17 protein-coding genes and 2 pseudogenes are annotated in these 14,247 nt (G+C 64.4%); 4 read left to right on the top strand and 15 right to left on the bottom strand.

Translation table 11 applies throughout. The features are described from left to right. The 7 genes from FOS14_RS25040 to phnG form a co-directional block, all read right to left on the bottom strand. The coding region (locus tag FOS14_RS25040; RefSeq protein ID WP_221936767.1) for a hypothetical protein at window positions 1-214 on the bottom strand (214 nt) is incomplete at its 3' end. A 48-nt stretch (window positions 215-262) separates the two neighbouring features. Next, entirely contained in the window at window positions 263-598 is a 336-nt protein-coding gene (locus tag FOS14_RS24220; protein ID WP_143773401.1) for an ATP-binding cassette domain-containing protein, read from the bottom strand. Window position 599: 1 nt separating this feature from the next. Further along, entirely contained in the window at window positions 600-1,379 is a 780-nt protein-coding gene (gene phnK, locus FOS14_RS24215) for a phosphonate C-P lyase system protein PhnK (protein WP_143773400.1), read from the bottom strand. Then, complete coding sequence (locus tag FOS14_RS24210) at window positions 1,376-2,239, bottom strand: alpha-D-ribose 1-methylphosphonate 5-phosphate C-P-lyase PhnJ (RefSeq protein WP_255450591.1); 864 nt, start codon at window positions 2,237-2,239, stop codon at window positions 1,376-1,378. Before FOS14_RS24210 ends, phnK begins: the two co-directional genes overlap by 4 nt. Next, entirely contained in the window at window positions 2,236-3,318 is a 1,083-nt protein-coding gene (locus FOS14_RS24205) for a carbon-phosphorus lyase complex subunit PhnI (protein WP_121209520.1), read from the bottom strand. The genes FOS14_RS24210 and FOS14_RS24205 overlap by 4 nt, the downstream gene beginning before the upstream one ends. 3 nt (window positions 3,319-3,321) lie before the next feature. Then, window positions 3,322-3,951 carry a phosphonate C-P lyase system protein PhnH gene (gene phnH, locus FOS14_RS24200; protein ID WP_121209519.1) on the bottom strand — a complete coding sequence of 210 codons (630 nt, stop codon included), beginning with the start codon at window positions 3,949-3,951 and terminating at the stop codon, window positions 3,322-3,324. Next, the gene (phnG, locus tag FOS14_RS24195; protein ID WP_121209547.1) at window positions 3,948-4,412 is read right to left on the bottom strand and encodes a phosphonate C-P lyase system protein PhnG; all 465 of its coding nucleotides are present in this window, start codon (window positions 4,410-4,412) and stop codon (window positions 3,948-3,950) included. Before phnG ends, phnH begins: the two co-directional genes overlap by 4 nt. Window positions 4,413-4,561: 149 nt before the next feature. Here phnG and phnF point away from each other — a divergent pair, with 149 nt between their 5' ends. Both phnF and FOS14_RS24185 read left to right on the top strand, forming a co-directional pair. After that, on the top strand, window positions 4,562-5,329 hold the full coding sequence (gene phnF, locus FOS14_RS24190; RefSeq protein WP_121209518.1) for a phosphonate metabolism transcriptional regulator PhnF: 768 nt from the start codon (window positions 4,562-4,564) through the stop codon (window positions 5,327-5,329). Window positions 5,330-5,392: 63 nt separating this feature from the next. Beyond that, a complete protein-coding gene (locus tag FOS14_RS24185; RefSeq protein WP_185981932.1) occupies window positions 5,393-6,268 on the top strand; it encodes an endonuclease/exonuclease/phosphatase family protein in 876 nt (291 codons plus the stop codon). Between the two features lie 56 nt (window positions 6,269-6,324). Here FOS14_RS24185 and FOS14_RS25375 read toward each other — a convergent pair whose 3' ends face one another. The 8 genes and pseudogenes from FOS14_RS25375 to FOS14_RS24150 all read right to left on the bottom strand — a co-directional run bounded on the left by FOS14_RS25375 (window position 6,325) and on the right by FOS14_RS24150 (window position 13,406). After that, window positions 6,325-6,450, bottom strand: coding sequence for a hypothetical protein (locus tag FOS14_RS25375; protein ID WP_255450590.1), 126 nt, complete (start codon window positions 6,448-6,450; stop codon window positions 6,325-6,327). A gap of 40 nt (window positions 6,451-6,490) precedes the next feature. After that, window positions 6,491-7,153 (bottom strand): annotated as a pseudogene (locus FOS14_RS25590) (MurR/RpiR family transcriptional regulator); the annotation flags it as partial. A 114-nt stretch (window positions 7,154-7,267) separates the two neighbouring features. Next, window positions 7,268-8,914 (bottom strand): ABC transporter ATP-binding protein, encoded by a 1,647-nt coding sequence (locus FOS14_RS24175; protein ID WP_143773398.1) that lies wholly within the window; start codon window positions 8,912-8,914, stop codon window positions 7,268-7,270. After that, the gene (locus FOS14_RS24170; RefSeq protein WP_143773397.1) at window positions 8,911-9,792 is read right to left on the bottom strand and encodes an ABC transporter permease; all 882 of its coding nucleotides are present in this window, start codon (window positions 9,790-9,792) and stop codon (window positions 8,911-8,913) included. Before FOS14_RS24170 ends, FOS14_RS24175 begins: the two co-directional genes overlap by 4 nt. Beyond that, window positions 9,789-10,484: an ABC transporter permease gene (locus tag FOS14_RS24165; protein WP_255450589.1), complete on the bottom strand. Its 696-nt coding sequence runs from the start codon at window positions 10,482-10,484 to the stop codon at window positions 9,789-9,791. Before FOS14_RS24165 ends, FOS14_RS24170 begins: the two co-directional genes overlap by 4 nt. A gap of 285 nt (window positions 10,485-10,769) precedes the next feature. After that, window positions 10,770-10,967, bottom strand: a pseudogene (locus FOS14_RS24160) (IS256 family transposase); the annotation flags it as partial. Then, window positions 10,915-11,979: a hypothetical protein gene (locus FOS14_RS24155; RefSeq protein ID WP_143773395.1), complete on the bottom strand. Its 1,065-nt coding sequence runs from the start codon at window positions 11,977-11,979 to the stop codon at window positions 10,915-10,917. The pseudogene FOS14_RS24160 and the gene FOS14_RS24155, both read right to left, overlap by 53 nt. 263 nt (window positions 11,980-12,242) lie before the next feature. Continuing rightward, window positions 12,243-13,406, bottom strand: coding sequence for a tyrosine-type recombinase/integrase (locus FOS14_RS24150; RefSeq protein WP_255450588.1), 1,164 nt, complete (start codon window positions 13,404-13,406; stop codon window positions 12,243-12,245). Window positions 13,407-13,483: 77 nt separating this feature from the next. Here FOS14_RS24150 and FOS14_RS24145 point away from each other — a divergent pair, with 77 nt between their 5' ends. Both FOS14_RS24145 and FOS14_RS24140 read left to right on the top strand, forming a co-directional pair. Then, window positions 13,484-13,996 carry a hypothetical protein gene (locus FOS14_RS24145; protein ID WP_143773394.1) on the top strand — a complete coding sequence of 171 codons (513 nt, stop codon included), beginning with the start codon at window positions 13,484-13,486 and terminating at the stop codon, window positions 13,994-13,996. A 24-nt stretch (window positions 13,997-14,020) separates the two neighbouring features. Then, window positions 14,021-14,247: helix-turn-helix domain-containing protein (locus tag FOS14_RS24140; RefSeq protein ID WP_143772464.1), on the top strand; the 227-nt coding region annotated here is incomplete at its 3' end.

Below are 14,247 nucleotides of genomic sequence, written 5' to 3'. Positions count from 1 at the left end.
ACTTCTTCACGAAGAGCAGCACTGCGCGCGCTGCCAGCCTCACGAGCAGGTCTTGACCGTGATGTGCGGACGCTGCGGCAACGGCCCGTTGGTTGCCGGCGTCTACGCCGACCCAGGCGGCGGCATACCGGATACGGTCGCGTGCTGGCTCACTGACAATGGCTGGGCCGTGTCCCCAGAGCTCATCTGCCCAATCCATCCATGACGTGCTCACACGGCCTAGGCGCACAGGTCACTCGCATCGTGAACCTACGAACTCGGTCTACCGTGACTTTTCGTTCCGTTGTTCCTCAGAGGCGTAACCCATGGTGTCGCGACGGGCGGCCAAGATGTCGCGGGGATTTGCGGCCGCGATGTCGACCTCCTCTCCTGCAGCGGAAAGGATGATCTGTCCGCGCTGCACCGCATAGTTGCCGAACACCATCTTGAGGATCGAGCTCTTTCCGGTGCCGGACGCCCCGTCCAGAACCACGCATTCGCCGCTGTGCACCTCTAAGGTCAGACCCTTCACGACCGGGATGGAGTGACCGTCCTGCAAGTGCATGGTGAATGTCTTGTCGACGCCGGTGACGTTCAGGATTTTCGTGGAGCCGTACATGTCAACCCCTCAGCACCGAGGAGACCAAGAGCTGCGTGTAGGGCGCGCCCGGGTCGTCGAGTACGCGGTCGGTCAGGCCGGATTCGATCACCTCACCGTGACGCATGACCACGGTGCGGTGGGAGATGAGGCGTGCCACCGCAAGATCATGAGTGACGACGATGACCGCAAGGCCGAGTTCGCTGACGAGGGAGCGAATGAGGTCGAGCAGCCGAGCCTGCACGGAGACGTCGAGGCCGCTGGTCGGCTCGTCCATGAACACGATCCTCGGCGAGACCACGAGATTGCGGGCGATCTGAAGTCGCTGCCGCATTCCCCCAGAGAAGGCCGTCGGCACATCGTCTATGCGATCCGCCGGGATCTCGACCCGCTCCAGCCACTGAGTCGACACGTCCCGAATCTGTCCATAGTTTCGCCATCCATTGGCCATCAACGGCTCCCCCACATTGCCGCCCGCGGTGACGTGCATACGCAGGCCATCTGCGGCGTTCTGGTGGACGAAGCCCCATTCGCTCCGCCACAGACGCCTGAGTTCGCCCTCCGGCATGGTGGGCAGGTCGATGACCTGACCCGAGACGAGTTGGTATTCGACATCTCCGCCGCCACCTCTCACGCGACGGGAGAGCGCATTGAGAAGCGTCGATTTCCCCGACCCGGACTCGCCGACAACGGCTACAACCTCTCCAGGCCAAACGTCGATGTCCACGCCGCGGCACCCCCACCGGTTTCCGAAACGGTGACTGAGTCCCCTGGCCCTGAGGAGTGGGCGATCTGTGGTCACGCCTCGTCCTCGTCGGGGTGCTCGAGCCGGTGGTTGCGGCGGCAGTGATCAGTGTCCGAACATGCGTACAATTTGCCTCCGTTGTCGTCGACGACGATCTGGTCCAGGTAGCTGTCGGTCGCGCCGCACAGGGCGCAGGGGCTGTCGAACCGCTGGGGCTGGAAGGGGTAATCGTCGAAGTCGAGACTCTCGACGTCAGTGTGCGGCGGGATGGCGTAGATGCGCTTTTCTCTCCCGGCGCCATACAGGTGCAGTGCAGCACTTTGGTGCAGTTTCGGGTTGTCGAAACTGGGTGTGGGTGAGGGCGCCACCAGATAGCGGCCGTTGACCAACACGGGATAGTCGTACGACTTCGCGATCCGTCCATATTTCGCGATGTCCTCGTACAGTTTCACGTACATCAGGCCGTACTCGTTGAGCGCGTGCATCTGGCGGGTCTCGGTCTCGCGCGGCTCGAGAAAGCGGAGTGGCTCGGGGATGGGGACCTGATACACCATGATCTGGCCGTGCTTCAGCGGCGTTTCTGGTATGCGGTGCCGCGTCTGGATGATTGTCGCGGCCTCAGTGTCCGTGGTTGTCTCGACGTCCGCAACGCGGTGGAAGAACGATCTGATCGAAACTGCGTTGGTCGTATCGTCTGCGCCCTGATCGATGACCTTGAGCACATCGGACGGTCCGATGATTGCCGCTGTGACCTGAATACCGCCCGTTCCCCATCCCCGGGGCAACGGCACTTCCCGTGAGGCAAAAGGAACTTGAAAGCCAGGTATGGCAACTGCTTTGAGCAGCGCCCTCCGGATCATCCGCTTCGTCTGCTCGTCGAGGTAAGCGTAGTTGTATTCCGGTCGATGGCCGTTCACTCTGCTCCCCCGACAGAATTTTTCGAGTTCGACGGATCGCTTCTGAGGCGACGGAGCAAACTCGATTCAGCTTGAAAGTCGACGTAGTGCGGCAACTTGAGATGCTCCACGAACCCCGCCGCTTGCACGCTGTCGGCGTGACTGACGACGAACTCCTCGTCCTGGGCGGGCGCGACCACGCGTTCGTCGAACTCTTCCGCCCGCAGGGCCCGATCGACGAGCGCCATGGACATTGCCTTGCGCTCCCCGCGACCGAATACGAGGCCGTAGCCTCGGGTGAATTGCGGCGGAGCGCCAGGGGCTCCGACGAATTGGTTGATCATCTGGCACTCTGTCACCTCGATCCGCCCCACCGGAACCGGGTGCTCTACGCCTGGAACGTCGATCTCGATCTCGACCTCACCGACGCGGATCTCGCCGGCGAAGGGGTGGCTGTTGCCGAACCCACGCTGAGTCGAATAGCCCATGGCCAGAAGAAATCCCTCGTCACCGCGCGCGAGCGCCTGCAGACGTCCTGCTCGAGACATCGGGAACAAGCCGGGTTCGGTGGTGAGGTCGCCCGGTTCGGGGTCGTCCCAGACCTCGGGGTGATCTGGTTCCAGCAAGGCGTCCGCACCAAGCAGATCCGTCACCCGCGGCATGGACTGCGGATTCTCAGCGAGGTTGTCGCCGAGGACATCGGAGGGGTCGTCGAACAGGCGATGGGTGTAGTCAAACGTCGCCCCCAGTTGTTGTCCACCGGGAATGTCCTTGAATGTCGCGGAGACTCGCCGTTGTGGCGTCAGGCGCGCGGTGTCGATCGGCCGGGTGTATCCCAGTCGAGGAAGGGTCGTGCGGTAGGAGCGGAGGAGCGTGATGGCCTCGATGACATCGCCCTGCGACTGCCGGATGGCACGCGCTGCAAGATCGGGGTCATACAGCGATCCCTCGGTCATGACTCGAGACACCAAGACCGGCAGCTGGCCCGCTACAGCGTCGACCGAGAGTCGGTCCACCGACAGGGCACCGCGCCCCTCCTTCGCAAGAAGGGCGTGCGCGTGTGCGATTGCCTTCTGCCCGCCTTTGACTGCGACATACATGATTCAATTCCCCATCCGTCGAGTGCGAACCGCTCGTAGACGAGTGGTCCGTGGGAACACGACGACCGTCGACTTGTCCGCAGCCACGACGTCCACGCCGCGGGGGAAGAGTTTCGTGTTCTGCACCCACTGCGCGAGGAAGTCTTCAGACATCCACGAGATGGACCGGAGAACGGTCCCGTCGATACCGGGTCCGGTGGCGGCAACGTGGAGTTCGTGGTCGACCGAATCGCGCACGTCGAGCACAACCGTCGCCGACCGGTGTGGGCTCTCATCGCTGCCTGACGCGAGGTCGTCGAGGTCGGGCATCGATTCCGGCGTCGCGACGACGAAGTCCGCCAGCGCGCAAGTAGCGACGGCAAGAGCGCCTGTGTGGAATGCGAGATATTCAGCAGTGTCCGGATCGTCGGCGAGACCGCGGTGCATCCAAACGGACACGTCCTGGTCGAAGAGGGTCAGTGCTACTGCTGACAAGACGGGTCCGAGAGCCGCCGGGGTGGTCTGCGGGCCCCGCACCGCTCGCGGCTGTCCCGGATGCGCGAAGGCATCGAGCAGTGCTCGAAAGACCGACTGAGAGTCCGAGACGGGTTCCCCGAACCCCGCCACCGGGTTCGGCCTCGTCGGCCGACTCACGAGGTCTCCCGCGCCATGGTGAAGAAGTCCACCCTGGTGCCGCTGGCCTCGCCGCGCCGGCGTGCATCGCGCTGTTCCTGTTCGGCGCGAAGCGGTTCAACGACAGTGCGCAGGACATCCGCCCGCTGACCGTCATCCGAGAGCAGACCGTCGAACACCGCCGCCAACCAGGCGTGCCGGGTATCAGAACCCAGCACGTGTGCCTCTCCAACCAGTTCCGCCGCGAGGGCGGGATGGCGTAGGCGCAGAGTTGCGCGGCTGACTGTCGCCTCGCCCATGTTGAAGCGGTCCCCCCCTGCACCGATCCGCCCCCGCACCATGACGAGTCCTGTTTCCGGGCCCCGGACGGCCTCGACCTCGGGCTTGAGGAGCCAGCGGTCCCACTCAGCGGACAGCCGCGACGGGTCCGCCATGGCGAGCACCCGTAACCATTCTCTCCGCGACGCGCTCGACGCGTCCATCACCTGACAACCTCTCAGTTGTATGTACTTCTAGACAAGTGAAACGATACCCGCCAGGCCACGCCGACCACCGCAACGAAAGGTGTACAGACGGCGAACATCGCGTGCGCGGGGTCGCGGGAACCCTGACGCGGTAGCCTGCGACAACGATGAGACCTCCAACTCGCTCAGCCAGCGGCTACACGACCTGGCGGCTCATCGCCGACCAGTTGCGGAGCGAAATCGCCGATGGCAGACGCGCACCCGGATCCAAACTTCCCAGCGAGGGCGAGCTGGCAAAAAATTTCTCCGTCAACAGGAACACGGTGCGCCAATCGATCGCGTCGCTTGCCGAAGACGGCGTGGTCGAGACCAAGCGCGGCCGCGGCACCTTCGTGGTTCCGCACAAACTGCTGGTCCACCGGATCGGGGTTCGGACCCGGCTGAGCAACAGCGCCGGCCCTGACGACGGTTCCGCCATTCGGCCGATCTCGGCTCAGGTAGTCGCGCAACCGCCCCGAGATGTCGTCACCCACCTCGAACTGGGGGAACGGCCGGCCTTGCAGATGGAGACGATTGCAGACGTTCGCGGCACGACGATCGCGCGTGCAACTCATTGGTTCGACCTGGCTCTCACCCCCGACCTCGACGTGCACCTCAGGCAGACGCGTTCGATCACCAAATCCCTTCGTGCCCTTGGGATCGACGACTATGTTCGAACCTGGAGTGTTGTGTCGGCGCGAACCGCAACCGCCGAGGAGGCTTCCCACCTGAACCTGACTCCCGGCGCGATCGTGCTGGTCGTTCGTGCCGTCGACGCCTTGCTCGACGGCAGATTGCTGCAATTCACCAGCACGCGATTCCGGGCCGACCAGGTGGAGCTCGACATCGACCTCGGCACGCACCGCGCCCGCGGTCCCGACGACGTCGCCGATTGACCGAGGTTTCATAGTTCATCTTCGCGCGGAATTATGTTCACCCACAGCATCTACAGTCGCGACATGACCACAACGATGAGAACGATGAGCCTCCGCATCCTGACCCTGAACGTCTGGATGGACCCGAGGGATCGAGACAAGCGGAATGCATTGTTGCTGGCCGGGCTGAGACAGCACGATCCTGACATCGTCTTCCTCCAGGAAGTCCTCCGGACCCCTGAGCGAGACGTGTTCGGCACCGTTGCGGCGGATTCTCCGCTGCACTGGCAGCATGTGTCCGACCACCTGGATGTGGATTGGCCGGCATGGGGAACTGCAGTGGGGGTGCGGTGGGCACCCACCAGCACCTCAGTACATCCCCTACCTGCCACGGAGGGGACCCACGTATGGGAGGTCGTGGTCCCACTTCCGATCGGAGTCGACATGTTGTTTCTCGGAGCACGACCGAGTTGGAAGTTCTCTGACGAGGCCGCCCGAGTCGAGCAAGCGCTGTTCATCGCGGAACTCGAGGCAGCTCAACGCCGGACCGCTCCGACCGTTCTTGCTGGAGACTTCGACGCCGCACCCGATCAGGATTGCATCCGCTTCTATACCGGCAAGTCTGCGATCGGTGGGCGCAGCGTCGCATTCCGCGACTCCTGGGCGATCGCGGGAGGCGGCGGTCCCGGATACACGTGGACGACGGACAGCCCCTGGGTGGCACGAAGCGTCGTCGACGGTCAGGGGATCGTCCCCAACAGGTTCGTGCAGGAACCTCACCATCGCAGAATCGACTACGTCTTCGCCGGCTCCACAGAGAACCATCTGCTCGTCGAGAGCACCATCACCGACAGCCGGGTCGTATTCGACGAGTACCCCACGGCCAGTGATCACTATGGCGTCCTGTCCGAGCTCGAGCTCCGCCGACTCGACGAACCCACCGCGCGGTTGATGGGGTAGAGCAGCGGCGCACCCCGAAGCGCGCACCGCGGGTCGGGGCGTGCCGGGAACTGAGGTCACAGCCGGTGGATTTCCTCCGCTCGTGCTGTCAGCGCGGCACCCCGCAGGGTTCGCTCGGTGTTCATCGTCGTGACCGCCGAATAGAGCGCATCGAGCACTGCGAGGTGGATGAAGCGGCTCATCATGGCCTCCATCTGAAATCGCGTCGCCGCTGACCGCGACCAACGCCACTGACGCGGTCGCGGTCAGCGGCGACCGCAAGAAACTGGTGACGACCACCACCGCTGCGCCGTTGTCGCGTGCAGCCTGCGCAGCGCCTACGGTCTGTCGAGTCCGCCCGGTGTGGCTTATCGCCAAGCACACATCGCGATCGGTGAGCATGGATGCGCAGACGTGCTGAGAGACGGGGTCACCAGACCTTTCGATCGTCAGTCCAGCACCGCGAAAGCGCAATACGGTGTCGATGGCCAACGGGACAGACGGCCCGGTCGACACGACCAGGATTCGTTCGGCGCGATCGAGCGCGACTGCTGCCTGATCGAATTGATCGCCGTCGACCGTCGCTGCCGCAGCTTCGATGGCTCTCGCTGTCGACCTGAAGACGGTCTCGACGACTGAGTCCACTGCCTCGTCGGCTCCGCCCTTGGCCGCGGACGCTGCCGGCGAAGCCTCCGTGGCGAGCTGGAGCTTGAAGTCATGAAAGCCTCTGTATCCCAGATCTTTACAAAATCGAACGACGCTACCGACTGAACTCCGGGATACGGCGGCTAGATCACTCACGGTCATACGAACCACACCGCGCGGATTGGCGAGCACCACACCCGCCACTGCCGCGTGAGCAGGCGACATCGAGGGGACGAGGGCACGCACTCGCTCGAGGAGCATCCTGCTGTCCGGTGAAGGCGACGCGGACTGCAGCTCAGAGGACATGGGGCCTATTCAATCACCGGTTCGCATCGCAGCAGTGCCGCGGCTCAGCGTGGATGGGGTTCCCGGCGATCAAATGCTGATCGTCGCCTCGGTAGGCTCGGTTACCACCCGTTCCTGTCCCTGAGGAGGGGAAGCAAGTGCGGCCGCGACCAACTGCATGGTGTACGGGTGCTGGGGCGTGGCCAGCACCTCAGCCGTCGGCCCGGTTTCGACTATTCGACCTCGTCGCATCACCACGACCGAATCCGACAGGTGGGCGACGACGGCAAGATCATGAGACACCGTCACCAAGCCGAGCGGGCGCTGTGTTGCCAGTTCTAGAAGCAGGTTCACGATGTCAGCCTGCACGGAGAGGTCGAGCGCCGAAGTGGGTTCGTCCGCAACCAAGATGGACGGGTTCGCTGAAAGGGCACGTGCGATCGACACCCGCTGATTTTGTCCTCCGCTCAGCCCGGACGGCCGCCGGTGCACAAGCTCGCCCGTCAGGCCCACCGACTCGAGCAGTCTGAGCGCTTCTTCGCGCGCGGGTCGCCTCGCGAGGCCTTGCGTGACTCGACAGGCCTCGGTCACCGCAGACAGGGCGGTCTGCGAGGCCGTGAGAGAGGTGAACGGGTCCTGCATCACCATCTGGACAGTCCTGCGCTTCGCCGAGCCGGCGGCTGAGTGGTGCCATGTGCGGCCGTCCACAAGAACCTCTGGGGAGGGAAGGACACCGGCGATGAGCTTTGCCAGCGTGGATTTTCCGCTGCCCGACTCTCCCACGATCCCCACGCGTTCTCCCGCACTTATACGGAGCGAGATGTCGTGCAGCACGGTTTCCTGTCCGTAGCCGAAGTTCAGCTGGCGTACCTCGATGGTGGTCGCCACCCCGACCGGTCGAGCACGCTCGGGTATCCACCCGCTCGAGGGGGTTCCTTCCGCCTTTCGTCGAACCGGTAGGTATCTACCGAGTGGCGTTCTCTCTGGCATCGCGCTGACGAGCGTCTGGGTGTAGTGATGACGGGGGCGCGCGAGGATGTCGGACGTCGGACCGGACTCGACGATCCGACCCGCATTCATGACTGCCACCCTGTCGGTGGAGCGAGCAATCGCGTTGATGTCGTGGGAGATGATGACGATGCCGAGCTGTTTGGTGGTCCGCAGTGCGGTGAACAGATCCAAGACACCCGCACGGACCGAGGCATCGAGTGCGGTCGTCGGCTCATCCGCGAGCAGAATCTCAGGGCCGGTGGCCAGCGCCAGCGCGATCAGGACGCGTTGACGCATCCCTCCCGACAGTTCATGGGGACGTGCTCTCAGCAACCGTGGGGTCGGGTCAAGGCCGACGGCTGTCAGCGAGGCGACGACGTCGTCGTCGGCCACCGGGGTGGGACTGGCCAGTTGTAGCGCCTCCCGCAGCTGACTGCTGATCCGTTGCAACGGGTCGAGGCTCGACATCCCGGCCTGTGGGACCATTGACACAACTCCACGCTGCCGACGTCTCATGCGTTGACCCGTGACGTCGAGTCCTTTCACCCTGATCGCGCCGGCGTCGACACGGCCGCCCACCGACGGCAAGAGCCCGGTGATGGCACGTAAGGCCATGGTCTTTCCTGCTCCGGTTTCACCGATGATTCCGAGCGATTCTCCCTTCGCGAGGTGCAAAGAGACACCGAAGAGGATCTGTCGACTTGCGATCGACACATCGAGCCCGTCGATCTCGAGCAGTGGCGTCATCGGTGGGTCCTTTCTCCGGTGGCGTCGGCCACGAGGGCGAATCCGAGCCCGATCAGGAGCACCGCGGCGCCCGGAATGATCGAGGCCCACCACGCGACCGGGAGGAGGGCAACACTGTCTGCCATCATCTGGCCGAGTTCGGGGGTCGGGGGTGCGATGCCCACACCGAGGAACGCCAATGACCCCACCAGGGCCGTGGTCGCAACCGCCTGCGTCGCGGCGTACGACAGGTTCATCGAGACCAGAGCCGGGCCGATGTGACGGAAGATGATTCGTGCAGGGCTATAGCCCAGCACCTTTGCGGCAATGATGGATTCGCGACTCCGGAGCACCAGTGCACGCGTCATCGTGAGTCTGGCATACGGCGGCCAGCAGGCAATCACGATCGCTATGCCGATTCCGGCTGCGCCGCGCGGTAGACCGGGCAGCAGTTGCTTCGTTCCAAGTGCCGCGGCGAGTCCGATCACCAGGACGATGTACGGAAAGGCCATTGCCGCGTCGGTCATTCTTGTGACGACCAGTCGTCCAGGGGTCGGTAGATAGGCGCCAATGAGTCCGATGATCGATCCCCCGATCATTGCCACGGCGATGCTCACGACCACAAGGCCGAGGTCGATCCGGCCGGCCTCGAAAGTGCGAACGAACAGGTCACGACCCAATTGATCTGTACCGAAGAGATACTGTCTGCTCGGCGGGGAAAGCGGGTCGGCGTCGATGTCCGATGACGACGTGGTGCTCACCATCGGGATGATTGTGAACGCGAGAGCCAATCCGCCCAGGATGACGGATCCAATCATGCCCTCGCCCAGCCGCGGGAACTGAATGTGACGACGCCGCACCGAGGTCAGTTCGGGTGCGTCTGTTTCGGTAGCGGTCATAGCGCACCGGTCCGTGGATCGATTGCGCGGCTGACGATCTCGGCACCAAGATTGATGATCACGACAGCCGCACCGGTGGCCAGTACTATTCCTTGGATCACGGGGAAATCCGATGACCCGACTGCCGTGGTCAGCGCACGGCCGATGCCGGGCAGACCGAAGATGATCTCGACGATGACGGCTCCGCTGATCAGGTAGCTCAAACTTGCCGCGATCACCGTCAACACCGGTCCAACGCAGTTCGGGACGACGTGCCGGACGACAATCTGGATCTTGGGGTGGCCGCGGACCACGGCCGCTTCGACGAATGGCTCTCCCAGCACCGCCGACGCCCGCTCACGGACCGCCCGAAAGATGATCGGGGCCAGCCAGACCGACACCGTGACACTCGGCAGGATAAGAAAGCGAATGTTGTCGGGAAAGCTGTCCGACCAGCCGCCAGCAGGCAGCATCCCGCCGTTGAGCGCGACGGTCAGTATCAGGACGAGACCGACCAGTGCACCTGGGGCGGCAAGACCTACTAATGAGAGCATCCGCAACACGGTGTCGAGAAGCCGAGACCGGACCACGGAAGCGGCGAGTCCGGCCCCCACTCCGACAGCAGGAGACCCAATCGCTTCTGCTACTATCTCGTATAGTAGTAGCAGCGGAGTGGGCCCAGCTCCGGCCCGACGGTCCAGTCCAGGCGACATTCGGTGGCCAACGGTGCTCGGCAAACCTGTGCATGTCGCAGCAGTGTTCTGTGGGCTGCGTATGCGAATGATTTGGCGAGTAACCATGCAAGGGAACAGCGACATGGGTAACAACAGCGATCCTGCGGTTGACGACGCTTCGAGATTGCGGCTCGCGGGATCGGGCGCTTCGGTCAGTTACAGGTCTCAGTCGAGGTTGTCGCCCTCGCTGTCGCGATCGGACCCCTCTGGCGCCCGATGCGGGGCCTGTCAAGATTTTTGTGTAAGTAGTTGTGCTCGTGTGGGTTAGAGGTAGGGGTTGATTCGTTCGGGGTAGGCCAGGGCGAGTTGAGCGAGGGCCTGTTTCCAGTTGGTGGTGATCTGTCCTTCGACGAGGCGTCCGGCGGCGACGCGTTTGGCTCCGCGACCCAGGCCGCGTTCCTTTTCCCGGTCACGGGCCCGTTTGTCCTCGATGTTGCAGATCGCCAGCCACAGCAACTTCACCACGGGTTCGACTGTGCATGTCGGCTCGTTTACGCCGCTTGGCTTTCGCCGCTTCCCGACTCAATGTCCGCGAAACCGGACAGGGTGCCACCCACACGCCCCACCGTGCCGGGTCGTCGTGGGACCACTCCGCGAGATCGCGATACAGGCCACGAACGGTGAACAGAACCGAGTGCACGTCGCGGCGTGGGCGGCCATCGGTCGTGAGGGCCAACCGTTCCCGCCATGCGGTGACCAGCTGGGGGTCCAGGCGCAGGTCGGACTGCTCGGGGTTCAGTTGGGTGAGTTCCCACCAGAACAATCGGGCCAGTCGGTACGCGACACCCTCCAATGAGGAGTAGTCCATTCCGGGGCGAATCTCGTCGAGGTAGTCGACGAGCAGATCGCGGACCCCCGATGAGGGGATTCCGTACCGGTCAACGAGTGTCGCCGTGGAGTGCTGGCGGGAGTTTCCTCGAGCCGACCACGCAGCCCTCAGTGTTGCGGCTTCGCCGGCGAGTGGACCCAACTGCACGAGCAGTTCCCACAGCAGGTGTTCGCGGCGCTGGCGTCCGGAGGTCTTGACGACGTCGGCGTAGTACAGGAGATCGTCACCGTTGATCTGCGCGATCCGTTTTCCTGTCCGGACCATGACGCGTGCGAGACCGGCCTCGGCGTCGCGTTGCAGCCGTGGGAGCACCTCCGAATACGCCCGCAAGGAGCGCATCGCGTCCAAATCAGGACCACCGTTCTCGGTCAAGAAGCCGTCGGTGGGGAACTTCTTCGCCGAGGCCAGCATCCAGCTGTAGGACGGTCGGAACACTCGCGCCTCGATGAGCCAGGTCATCGCGGTCTGCGACGGTGCTTGCTTGTCGTAGCTCACCAGCCCCGGGTAATGCGCCCATGTGCGGGGTGCGGCGTCGAAACCGGCTGAGAGCCAGCGTTGTTCCCACGTGTCACCGGCGAAGTCGCCCAGCAGCGCCAGCAGTGCTCGTGCGCCGCGGAGGGTGTCTCGGAGCTGGTTGCGGCTCACGTGAGGATGCATGTCGTCGATGACCTGGCACAGCTCGTCGACAGACGATCGCTGACGCCCAGCGCCTGGCGCACCTGACGGCAGTTCCGGGGCTGGGTGGTTTGCGTCGTACCCGGACAGCTGCCGAGCCCGTCCCCCGGGCCCGAACCGGTCGTCAGGTGCAACGGGGACAAGATGCGGGGATCCGGGCCTCGACAGCAGCCGGATTGATGGTCCTGCAGCCCGGCGAGTCGCGTTGGCCTGTTCACGAGAGGGACGAGTGGTCACGTCGGTGGCAATCCCAGGAGTTCGCGGACCGATTCGGCCTGGTAGTTGGGCTCGATTGTCGGCACCGGCTCGGATGGTCGGGCGAAGTGCTCGAGCATCTTCTCGACCAGGTCCTCTAACCGCGGCTGGGTGTAGATCTGCGTGGTGGTGATACTGGCGTGACGCAGGATGGTTTGCACGTCGACCAGGGTGAACGTGGGGTCAGCGAGCAGCCGGTGTGCTGCGGTATGACGAAAGTCGTGCAGTGACCAGTTTGTCCCAAGGCGGGCGTTCGCTCTCCGCAGCACTGCCCGCATCGCGTGGTAGGTCAGCGGGGTGGGTTGCGGGCGCCTGGTCCACCACACCGGTCCGCCAGGGGTGATCGGCGGCTGTTCGGCCATGTAGAGCGCGAGCCACACAAATGAGTCGACCGCGGCGGGAACGGTATCCCGGGCTCGTGTTCCTTTCGAGGTGACGGTGATCGTGCAGCGGCCGGCGTCGAGATCACCGTGCCGCAGACCGAGCAGTTCACTGGCCCGCACGCCCGACGACAGGTAGAAGCTCACCAGCGCCCGGTCACGATTGCTGGGCAGCGCCGCAAACAGGGCCTCGGCAGCGTCGTCGGGGATACCGCGCCACGTTGGGCGCGGTGTTTTTTGACGGTAGGTGGCGCGGTGGTGAAGGGTGAAGCTCTCCATTGGGTTGTGATGGTCATGAAGCCGCCCGCCGGTTCGTGAGCGTTGCGCTGGAACAGGATTGACCAGCGGGCCGAGATCGGCCGCACACGCGTACTCGTAGAACCCGAACAGCACCGACAGCTGATGGTTGATGGTGCGTGCGGCATACCGCGGAGGGCGTTCGCCCTCGCCAGGATGCGCCGACGCCCTTTCCTCTAACGAAAGCCCTGCCGAACGCCGCCCACCGTGCACAACCGGTGCCGACCGGAGGTGCTCGATGAACGCCCGGACGTCGACACGTTCGGCACGCTGCCACTCGAGGTGCCGACCGTCGATGAACCGGAACCACCGCAGTAGATCGAATGCGTAGCTCCGAAGTGTCAACGGACTGCAATCCGACGCCGAGAGCTCACGCAGATACGACGTGGCCGCACTGTGCTCGCCATCCGGGTGAAACACCCGCCACACAGGACTCGACGGCGCCGACCCCACCCGACCCCGCATGACCACCCCACCATCGTCGGCCGCCCATCCGCGCTCGTTGCGGCAGGCTCGCCGAAGTTCAGTCAACTAGACGCGGCATGGCGACCGTGGACGGTCGCGGTGTGCGGCTGTCGAGCCGCAACGGCACCACCATCACCCGCACCTACCCCGACCTCGTCGCCGGCATACGCCGGGTACTGGAAGGCCGCGAGGCCATCCTCGACGGCGAGGTCGTCGCCCTGGACGAGTCCGGGCGGCCCTCGTTCGGGCTGCTGCAGCGCCGGATGCACGCCCAGCGGGCCGGTGCGGCTCTCGTGCGCATGGTGCCAGCGCGGTACTTCGTGTTCGATATCCTCGCCAGTGACGGCCGGGACGTGACGGGCCTGCCCTACACCGAGCGCCGCGCACTGCTCAACGAACTCGTGACGCCAGATGATCCGGTGGTGCAGGTGCCGCCGTCGTGGACGGCGGCCGACGGCGTCGACGGCCAGGTGATGCTTGAGCTCGCCGCCGAGCACGGCCTCGAGGGTGTCGTGGCCAAGCGCCTGTCGTCGCGCTACCGGTGTCGCCGATTCCTGAAAAGTAGACCTCTGGGGGTCCCGGAAAACTGACCCACTTGGTGGTCTGTTGGAGGGATGATTTCTGTGGAGGATTGGGCGGAGATACGACGGCTCCATCGGGCGGAGGACGTCCCGATTCGTGAGGTCGCTCGCCGGTTGGGGATCTCGCGCAACACGGTTCGGGCGGCGTTGGCGTCGGATCGGCCGCCGCAGTATCAGCGGCAGGGCCGCGGTTCGGTTGCCGATGAGTACGAGCCCCAGATTCGGGTGCTGTTGGCGGAGTGGCCGAAGATGCCGGCGCC

Origin of the sequence: Skermania sp. ID1734 (genome assembly GCF_007489285.1) — a bacterium.
Lineage (GTDB): Bacteria > Actinomycetota > Actinomycetes > Mycobacteriales > Mycobacteriaceae > ID1734.
The sequence above is the reverse complement of the archived record's forward strand: the minus strand, read 5'-3'. Positions and strand labels throughout refer to the sequence as shown.

What these genes read in the sequence shown, in the direction of transcription:
- phnG (WP_121209547.1), bottom strand. Translation starts at nt 4,412, where the DNA reads ATGGACGCGTCGAGCGCGTCGCGGAGAGAATGGTTACGGGTGCTCGCC.
- FOS14_RS24150 (WP_255450588.1), bottom strand. Translation starts at nt 13,406, where the DNA reads ATGCGGGGTCGGGTGGGGTCGGCGCCGTCGAGTCCTGTGTGGCGGGTG.
- FOS14_RS24205 (WP_121209520.1), bottom strand. Translation starts at nt 3,318, where the DNA reads ATGTATGTCGCAGTCAAAGGCGGGCAGAAGGCAATCGCACACGCGCAC.
- FOS14_RS24170 (WP_143773397.1), bottom strand. Translation starts at nt 9,792, where the DNA reads ATGACCGCTACCGAAACAGACGCACCCGAACTGACCTCGGTGCGGCGT.
- FOS14_RS24145 (WP_143773394.1), top strand. Translation starts at nt 13,484, where the DNA reads ATGGCGACCGTGGACGGTCGCGGTGTGCGGCTGTCGAGCCGCAACGGC.
- FOS14_RS24185 (WP_185981932.1), top strand. Translation starts at nt 5,393, where the DNA reads ATGACCACAACGATGAGAACGATGAGCCTCCGCATCCTGACCCTGAAC.
- FOS14_RS24220 (WP_143773401.1), bottom strand. Translation starts at nt 598, where the DNA reads ATGTACGGCTCCACGAAAATCCTGAACGTCACCGGCGTCGACAAGACA.
- FOS14_RS24165 (WP_255450589.1), bottom strand. Translation starts at nt 10,484, where the DNA reads ATGTCGCCTGGACTGGACCGTCGGGCCGGAGCTGGGCCCACTCCGCTG.
- phnF (WP_121209518.1), top strand. Translation starts at nt 4,562, where the DNA reads ATGAGACCTCCAACTCGCTCAGCCAGCGGCTACACGACCTGGCGGCTC.
- FOS14_RS24175 (WP_143773398.1), bottom strand. Translation starts at nt 8,914, where the DNA reads ATGACGCCACTGCTCGAGATCGACGGGCTCGATGTGTCGATCGCAAGT.
- FOS14_RS25375 (WP_255450590.1), bottom strand. Translation starts at nt 6,450, where the DNA reads ATGAGCCGCTTCATCCACCTCGCAGTGCTCGATGCGCTCTATTCGGCG.